The following is a 9,088-nucleotide window of genomic DNA, read 5'->3' on the forward strand; positions in this document are numbered from 1 at the left end:
GATGACCGAACATGCTGCTCACGGCCTTCTCGCCATCAGGCGCAGAACCGATCATGCGCTCCCCTCAGGACACCGGAATCCGCCCAGTGTCCCACGCGCAGTGACGGATACAAGCCTCAAAGTAGCGTCGGCCCGTCGAAACCGCGTAGAACGTCGAGCCCGGCATCCGCTCGCCCGGATGCCGGTGTGACTCCTGAGAACCCAGGGGACCGACGATGCCACCGGGAACCCCCGCGCGAACTGCGCGGCAACGGGATCCGGCCGCCGGCGCGGCCTTCGGCGGGCGGCCGGCCCGACGCATTGCCCGCAGCAGGCTTTTACGTTCCACCCTGACCACATCCGGCCAAAACCATTCATCCCGACATAAGCCGTAAGGCGGTCGGCGACGCCTCGCCGCACCGCCGGTAAACGACGAGCAACAGGCCGTCCATATCCCCTCCAGGTTCCGATCACTCGAATACAGAGCAAGATCACTTGATTACAGTGCGTGACAGGTGAATTCGATCGGGCGCGCCACTGCCCATTCCGGCCAATCGATACGCCGCGTACAGACCACGCCGAGAAACCAGGAGAAAAGCATGGCGGTTCCATTGACCCTCAGCCCACGCGTCAGGCGGATGATCACCGCGCTTCCCGCGGCGGCCGCCCTCACCCTGTGCATGACCGCCGCCCAGTCCGCCCACGCCCAGAACACCGCGGTGCCGCCCTTCTCCAACGGCGGCTTCGAGAATCCGGTCGTCCCCGCGAACTCCTTCACGACGTTCAACGCCGGGGCCGAGATCGGCGCCTGGAGGGTCGCCGACGGAAACGTCGACCTGATCGGCTCCGGCTTCTGGCAGGCCGCGGAGGGGAACCAGTCCATCGACCTCGACGGGAACACCGCCGGAACGGTCGAGCAGTCCGTCCCGACCCATTTCGGCGGCTGCTACAACGTCACGTTCTCCCTCGCCGGGAATCCGGACGGCGGGCCGGCGGTCAAGCGCGGATTCCTGCGAGTGACGCAGCACGGCATGGGCCACCCGGCGAACCAGCGGAACTTCGCCTTCGACACGACCGGCAAGACGCGGGCGGACATGGGATACGTCCCGCAGCGGTTCAGGTTCCGCGCGCTCGGCCCTGCGGTCACCCTCGCCTTCGGGAGCACCACGGCCGGCGCCTTCGGCCCGGTGATCGACGCGGTCACGGTCAGCCCGACGCACCCGATGGACTGCCGCTTCGGTCACATCTGACCCTCATCGACCGACGCCTCGCGGCGGCCTCGCACCCGACGGCCACCGCGAGGCGTCCGTCTGAGGAGGTGTCCGGCAGTGGGATGATCGGGCTGCTTGATCGAGTGGGGCGGGTGGGACTCGAACCCACGACCAAGGGATTATGAGTCCCCTGCTCTAACCGGCTGAGCTACCGCCCCGAGGGTAGCGAGCATCAAGCCCCACTACCTTGCCTGCCCACAGACGCCCGCGCAACTCGAACACGGCCGATCCGCGCGTGCGTTCCGCCGGGCCCCGGGCCCCTCGGGCCCGCCTCGCGCGCCGCCGTCCCTCCGCCGCCTCATCGCTTCACCCACGCCGAGCGGCGGTCCGCCGGCGCGCCGGCCGCGGCCGTTCCATGGGCCGGGGAGGCCGGTTCCCGCACGCCTCGTGAGTGCGATTGGGACGCGCATTTGCACGTGCATTTGATTGTGCATCAGTTCTTGCATCTGTTCGCGCTCCGGGGGAAGATAGCCGATCAAGCCCTACTCGGCCCGTCCGAGTCGTCTGGAGGCCGCCAGATGCCCCCCTATCGCACGAGCTGTACCTCTACCCGGCACGAACTCGCCGAGGAGCCCCCCTCCCCGACGGGCGTGCGCGACAGCGCGCACGTGCTGCCTCAGCTCGCTGCGTACGGACCGGTGTTCGGCCACTCACAGGACGCCATGTGCCCGCTGCGGGCCAACGGCGCCGCTCCCGGCATCGCCCGCGAGTTCACCATCGGCACGCTGCGGGCCTGGGGACTGGCCGACCTGGCGGACGACGCGACGGTCATCGTCTCCGAGCTCGTCACCAACGCCCTGCGCTACGGTCTGCCCGCCGGCTTCGTGACCACCGACGACCGGCCGATCAGGCTGACCCTCGTCCGCCACGGCGCCCTCGTCGTGTGCGTCGTCGCGGACGCCAGCCGCCAGGAGCCCCTCCTGCGCGACCCCTGCGACATCGCCGAGAACGGCCGTGGCCTGTACGTCATCGAGGCCCTGAGCCGTACGTGGGGCTGGACGCCTCTGCCCAGGGCCGGCAAGGCGGTATGGGCCGCCCTCGCGGTCCCGCAGGCATGAAGGTTTCCCACGGCGACATGCTTCCCGGAGTAACAATCTGATTACCTGGGTCCCGGCTCGAGGCTGACCAGGTACGACCTGAAAGACCGCGCGGACGCGAAAAGCCATGTCTCGGTAAACTGCCGCTGACGACCTCTTGGGTCGGAGAAGGGCCGCGAAGCACCTCCACCGCAAGGGAACGGTATGGATCGTCGTGTCGGCGGGACGACCGGCGCATCGTCGACCGCGGGCGCGACGGGAGAAGTCGATCCCCCGCTGGTCGGACGCCGCGACGTCCTCGAGGACTTCGGACGGCTTCTCGACACCGCCGCCAACGGCACCTGCGGATTCGTCGGCCTGGCGGGCGACCCCGGGGCGGGGAAGACGCGGCTGCTCGACGAGCTGGCCGCCGAGGCCGCCCGACGCCGGCTGCCCGCCCTGTCCGGCCGGGCCACCGAGTTCGAGGAGATGCCGTTCGGCGCCGTGCTCGACGCGCTGGACGACCGCCTGGAGACGATAGCGAAGGAACTGCCCGAACGGCTCGGCGCACCGGCGGCCGGGCTGCTCGCCACCGTCTTCCCCGCGCTCTCCGTGGCCGCGACCGGTGACATCGGCGCGATCGCGCCGGCCACCAACCGGTACCACCTGTACCGCGCCGTCCGGCGGCTACTGGAGGAGCTGGCCGCACCCGACGGGCTCGTGCTGGTCCTCGACGACGTGCACTGGGCGGACGAGTCGACGGTCGAGCTGCTGGACCACCTGACACGTCATCCGCCGCGCGGACGGATGCTCGTCGCCGTGGCCTACCGGCCGGCCCAGGCCTCGCCCAGGCTGGCCGCGCTGATGGAGACCGCGACGCGGATCCCCGTGAACCCGCTCAGCGAGGCGGAGGTCGGCGAGCTCCTCGGCCCGGAGGTCAGCCGGGCACGCCGCAACGCGCTGTACGAGGCCAGCGGCGGAAATCCCTTCTACCTCGACGCGCTCGCCCGCATGGGCACCGGCGTCGGGACGCCCGACGGCACGGGCGAACCGACCGAGATCGGCGAACTGCCCCACGCCGTGCGCGCGGCCCTGGGCATGGAGCTGAGCGGCCTGTCCGCCACCGCGCTGCTCGTCGCGCGGGCCGCCGCCGTCGCCGCGGACGAGTTCGAACCCGCCCTGGTCGCGATGACGGCCGAGACGTCCGAGGACGACACTCTCCAGGCGATCAACGAACTGGTCGCACGGGACGTCGTACGACCGGCGGCGCCGGGCCGGTTCCGCTTCCGGCATCCGCTCGTCCGGCACGCGGCGTACGAGTCGGCGGCGGCGGGCTGGCGGCACGCCGTGCACGCCCGGATCGCCGCCCGGCTGGCGGACGTGCGCGCCCCGGCGACGGCGCGTGCTCCCCACGTCGAGCGGTCCGCCAGGATCGGCGATCAGACGGCCATCGCTACGCTCGTCGAGGCGGCCCGCTCGGTCGCCGCGCAGGCCCCCGCGACCGCCGCGCACTGGCTGCAGGAGGCCCTCCGGCTCGTTCCGGACACCCCGGACATGCGGCTCGCCCTGCTGCTGGAGCTCGCGCGGGCGCAGGCGGTCAGCGGCCGGATCGCCGAGGGGAAGGACACCGCGCGGGAACTGCTGCGCCTGTTGCCGCCCGACGATTTCGCACGCCGCGCCCGTGCCGCCCGGCTGTGCGGCATCATGGAGCGCCAGCTCGATCGGCCGCACGAGGCTCGCGCGCTCCTCCTCGACGAGCTGCGGCGGATCCCCGACACCCAGGCCCCGGCCGCCGTCGAGCTCCGCGTGCGGCTGGTGACCGAGAGCCTGATGCGCAGCGACTTCCGCGCCGCCCAGGCCGTCCTCGACCTGATGCCGGAGAGCGCCGACGGCTGGGAGCCCAGTCTCGTACTGGCCGTCGCCGCCGTGCGCCCGATGCCCGCCTACGCCGCCGGGCTGATCGACGACGCCGCCCGCTACGCGACGGTGGCCGCCGGCCTCATGGCGGTCGCGCCGGACGACCACCTCGCCGACTGGCTCGACACCGACATCTGGCTCGGTTGGCTGGAGCTGATGATGGGCCGGTACGCCGACGCCCTGCAGCACTTCGGCCGTTTCCTGACGGTGGCCCGCGACACCGGGCAGAGCTCGATGCTGCCGCACATCATGGCCGGTCAGGCGCAGACGCTCACCATGCTCGGCCGGCTGGAGGAGGCGGCGGCCGCCGCCGAGGAGGCCACGGAGGTCGCCCGTCTCCTGCGCTCGAGCGAGTCGCTGGGCTTCGCGATGACGCAGCAATGCCTGGCGGCGAGCTGGTCCGGCGACCACGACTCGGCCGTGCGGCTCGGCGAGGAGCTCGTCGGCCTGCGGCTCGGCCGTGGAGAGTGGTGGGCCGCCATGGCCCGGTACGCCCGCGGGATGGCGCTGATCCACGCCGGGCGCCTGGACGAGGGCGCGGAGCAGCTCTTCGCCGCCTGCGGTGACTTCAACGATCCCCAGCTCGACCCCGGCACGCTGGTGGCCTGCTGCGAGACGCTCGCCGACGTGGACGCCGCACGGGAACGCCCGCGGGACGCCACGGGCTGGGCGGACCGCGCCGACGTGCTCGCCCGGCCCGGTCTGGAGACGAACGGCGGCTTCGCGATGCTGGCCCGCGCGCACGCGCTGACGGCCTCCGATCCGGACCTGGCGGCCGAACAGGCCCAGGCCGCGGCCGCCATCCTCGACAAGGGCGGCATGCGGATCCACGCCGGACGGGCGAGGCTCCGGGCCGGGATCGCCTACACGGCGGCCGGCGAACGCGCTTCGGCCCGGGCCGAGCTCGGCGCCGCCGCGGAGACCTTCGCCGCGTGCGGCGCCCGCACCCTGCACGCCCAGGCCGTACGGGCGCAGCGCAAGGTCGGCGTGCGCGTGCCGGGCGCGACCGGCCGGGCCGCCGGCCCGCACGGCCTGTCGAGGCGGGAGTTCGAGGTGGCGACGCTGGTCGCCGAGGGGTGCACGAACCAGCAGATCGCCGAACGACTGTTCCTCAGCATCCGGACGGTCGAGACGCACCTGTCGCACATCTTCGCCAAGCTCGGTGTGTCGTCCCGGGTCGGTATCGTCAGCGCGCTGAACCAGAACCCTTAGTCGCCGTAGGGCGGAATCAGGGTTTACCACGATGATGCGCGCGCACTCGCGCCTGCCATTGTGTGTCCGGAGGCAGGGAGGTGAGAGTCATGGAGCGACGTGTCCCGGCGCGGTACACCCTCGAGGGCGTGTCCGGAGCCGAGGTGTCCGTGCATCCGTTCGCGACGCAGGACGGTCTCGGGCTCAACCTGACACGGTTCCGGCGCGGCGACTGCGACGACGTCGTGCTCCTGCTGCACGGCCTCACGGCCTCCATCGACATGTTCATCATGCCCGAGCACCGCAACCTGGTGAGCGTCCTGCTGGACAACGGGTTCACCGACGTCTGGGCGCTCGACTTCCGCATGAGCTCCCGGCTGCCGTACGACGCCGAGACGCATCGCTACACGCTGGACGACATCGCGGCCTGGGACCATCCAGCCGCCCTGCGGGAGCTGCGCCGGCACGTCGGCGACCGGCGGGTGCACGTGATCGCGCACTGCCTGGGGTCGCTGTCGTTCTCCATGAGCCTCTTCGGCGGCGCCCTCGACGGCATCACGAGCTTCGTGAGCAACAGCGTCTCGCTGGTCCCCCGGGTGCCTGCCTGGTCGCGGTGCAAGCTCACGGCCGGCCCCGGCCTGTCGGAGTACCTCATCGGCCTGTCCTTCCTGGACTCACGCTTCGGTGAGGCACCGCCGCTCACGCGAGGGTGGATGGTCTCCCGTCTCGTCTCGCTGTTCCACCGCGAGTGCGACGTTCGCGACTGCCACATGATCAGCTTCATGTGGGGCAGCGGTCATCCGGCGCTCTACGAGCACGACAACCTGCTGCCTGTCACCCACCAGCGGATCGCGGACCTGCTCGGCCCGACCGGAGTGCACTACTTCCGGCACATCCGCAAGATGGTGTCGGCCGGTCAGGCCGTCAAGTACCACCCGGGCGACCCGCGCCACGCCGCGCTGCCCGACTCCTACCTGACGCGGACGAACGAGGTCACCACCCCGGTCCTCCTGCTGTCGGGCGATGCCAACCGTGTCTTCCCGGGCGCCAACGCGGCCTGTCACGCGGCGCTCGAGCGGGCCCGACCCGGGTTGCAGGAGTTCGCCTCCCTTCCCGGCTACGGCCACATCGATCCCTTCATCGGCGAGAACGCGCACGCGGACGTCTTCCCGAAGATCCTCGACTTCCTGAAGCGGCAGGCCTCAGAAGCGAGCGGAGCGAGTGAGCCAATGAGCGCAGCACCCTTGGTCACTCCTCCGACGAAGGAGGTCTCATGAACGGCGAACACACCGATGTCGTCGTGGTCGGTTCCGGGTTCGGCGGGGCCGTGGCCGCCTACCGTCTGGCAGAGGCGGGCCTGTCCGTGGTGGTCCTCGAACGGGGGCAGGACTACCCGCCGGGCACCTTCGCCCGTACGCCGGCGCAGATGAGCCGTGCGTTCTGGGACCCGGCGGAGGGGTTGTACGGCCTGTACGACGTCTGGGGGTTCCGCGGCTTCGACTCGGTCGTCTCCAGCGGCCTGGGCGGCGGTTCGCTGATCTACGCCAACGTCCTGCTGCGCAAGGACGAGGAGTGGTTCGTCAATGAAGAGGCACTCCCCGATGGCGGGTACGAGACCTGGCCGGTGAGCCGGCAGGAGCTGGATCCGCACTACGACGCGGTCGAGGGCATGCTCGGGGGCACGCCCTACCCGCTCGACCATCCGGCCTTCGCCACCACCGCCAAGGCCCATGCGATGCAGGACGCGGCGGCCGAGCTCGGGCTCGACTGGCAGCTGCCGTCACTGGCGGTCAGCTTCGCACCGACGCCGGGGGCCGAACCCGGGCTCGGGCTGCCGATCACCGACCCCAAGTACGGCAACCTGCACGGCGTGCAGCGCCGGAGTTGCCGGCTCTGCGGGGAGTGCTACCTGGGCTGCAACGACGGGGCGAAGAACAGCCTGGACCACACCTACCTGTCCGCCGCCAAGCACCATGGCGCGGACCTGCGCACCCTGCACGAGGTGCGCGAGATCAGGCCGCGGCCGGAGGGCGGCTACGAGGTCGACTACGTCCACCACGCCCCCCTCACGAAGGCCCGCAAGCCGGAGTCCCGGACCATCTCCTGCGATCGTCTGGTGCTGGCCGCCGGCGCGTACGGCACGACCTATCTGCTGCTGCGGAACAAGGCGCGGTTCCCTGGGCTGAGCGACGCGCTCGGCACGCGGTTCTCCGGCAACGGCGACCTGCTGACCTTCCTGCTGCGGGCCAAGGACCGGGACCGGCTCCGGCCGCTCGACGCCAGCCTGGGCCCCACGATCACCAGCGCGATCCGGCTTCCCGACGAGGTCGACGGCGTGCCGGGCGCGGGGCGCGGCGCGTACATCGAGGATGGCGGCTATCCGAACTTCGTCGGCTGGATGGTCGAGGAGGCCGACATCGCGCACGAGATCTCGCGGATCATCCGCCTGATGCGCGAGCGGTTCAAGGCCTTCTTCTCCCATGCGCCGGACACCAACCTGTCCAGTGAGGTGTCCGAGCTGATCGGCGACGGGGCGCTGTCGGTCAGCTCGCTGCCGCTGCTCGGTATGGGCCGCGACGTCCCGGACGGCGTGCTGCGGCTGCGCGGCGGCCGGCTCGACGCCGACTGGACGACGAAGACGAGCGAGGAGTACTTCGCGCGGATGCGTTCCACGATGAAGCGGATCGCCGCCGTGCTCGGTGCGACCTACGCCGACAACCCGATCTGGTTCCGCAAGCGCATCATCACGGTGCACCCCGGGGGCGGGGCGCCGATGGGGCGGCACCCCGGTGAGGGGGTCTGCGACCCGTTCGGGGAGGTGCACGGGTTCCCCGGCCTGTACATCGCGGACGGGGCGGCACTGCCCGGCGCGGTGGGGCCCAACCCGTCACTGACGATCGCGGCACTGTCCGACCGGATGTGCACGCGGTTGCTGGAGGACACCGGGAGCGTACACGGGACGCGCCCGGTCGGAGGGGCGGTGAACGGCACGGCGCGTGGTTCCGAGGTTCACAGGGGTGCCGAAGAGCGCACGTCGCTGTCGTTCACTGAGGAGATGAAGGGGTTCTTCGCCGAGGGTGAGCACGCTCCCGGGGCGGGGGAGCAGGCGGGCCGGGATCACGGGCATCGGCTCGGGTTCCGGCTCACCATCACCGTCGACGACGTGGACCGCTTCCTGGAGGAGCCCGAGCACACCGCACGGGCCGAGGGATGGATCGACGCCGCTGTCTGCGGGGGCCGGTGTCAGATCGAGCGGGGCTGGTTCAACCTGTTCTGTCCGGGGAGTGCGCCGGACCGCAAGCTCATGCGGTATCGCCTGCACTTCACCGACGCCGAGGGCCGGCCCCGCACCCTCTCCGGGTGGAAGGACATTCGTCACCGCGCGGCGACGCGCGTCTGGCCGGACACCACGACGCTGTTCTTCCGCATCTTCGAGGGGCACGTGATGGAGAGCGGCGACGACGAGGCGGCCATCGCCGCCGCCGGCATCCTGCGCCTGGGGCTGGACGACTTCGCCCGGCAGCTCACCACGTTCCGCGCGGAGGGGCCGAACGGCCTGGCCGCCCTGGAGCGCTTCGGCCACTTCTTCTTGAGCGAGCTGTGGGACGTCTACCGCCCTCCTCCAGCCGCCGGGCGTTCAGCGCCTCGGCCCGCCGGACCAGCTCCTTGGCCTGCTCGCCGAGCCGGGCGCGGAGCACCTCGTAGGTGCCCGCG

Annotated in this window: 5 protein-coding genes and 1 tRNA gene; 5 read left to right on the forward strand and 1 reads right to left on the reverse strand. The window is 71.3% G+C overall.

Features of this window, described 5'->3' with window-relative positions; all coding sequences use genetic code 11:
- The first annotated feature begins 578 nt into the window (after positions 1-578).
- The gene (locus tag AB0K82_RS44060; protein WP_364409603.1) at positions 579-1,229 is read left to right on the forward strand and encodes a choice-of-anchor C family protein; all 651 of its coding nucleotides are present in this window, start codon (positions 579-581) and stop codon (positions 1,227-1,229) included.
- Between the two features lie 105 nt (positions 1,230-1,334).
- Here the strand turns inward: AB0K82_RS44060 and AB0K82_RS44065 are convergent.
- Positions 1,335-1,408, reverse strand: a tRNA-Ile gene (locus AB0K82_RS44065).
- Between the two features lie 360 nt (positions 1,409-1,768).
- Here AB0K82_RS44065 and AB0K82_RS44070 point away from each other — a divergent pair.
- The 4 genes from AB0K82_RS44070 to AB0K82_RS44085 form a co-directional block, all read left to right on the forward strand.
- On the forward strand, positions 1,769-2,308 hold the full coding sequence (locus AB0K82_RS44070; RefSeq protein ID WP_364409606.1) for an ATP-binding protein: 540 nt from the start codon (positions 1,769-1,771) through the stop codon (positions 2,306-2,308).
- A 183-nt stretch (positions 2,309-2,491) separates the two neighbouring features.
- Positions 2,492-5,395: an AAA family ATPase gene (locus AB0K82_RS44075; RefSeq protein ID WP_364409608.1), complete on the forward strand. Its 2,904-nt coding sequence runs from the start codon at positions 2,492-2,494 to the stop codon at positions 5,393-5,395.
- A gap of 89 nt (positions 5,396-5,484) precedes the next feature.
- A complete protein-coding gene (locus tag AB0K82_RS44080) occupies positions 5,485-6,651 on the forward strand; it encodes an alpha/beta hydrolase (protein WP_364409611.1) in 1,167 nt (388 codons plus the stop codon).
- Positions 6,648-9,088, forward strand: a 2,441-nt coding sequence (locus AB0K82_RS44085) for an FAD-dependent oxidoreductase (RefSeq protein ID WP_364409614.1), incomplete at its 3' end; no start/stop codon positions are given. The genes AB0K82_RS44080 and AB0K82_RS44085, both read left to right, overlap by 4 nt.

Source organism: Actinoallomurus sp. NPDC052274 (genome assembly GCF_040679475.1).
Lineage (GTDB): Bacteria > Actinomycetota > Actinomycetes > Streptosporangiales > Streptosporangiaceae > Actinoallomurus > Actinoallomurus liliacearum.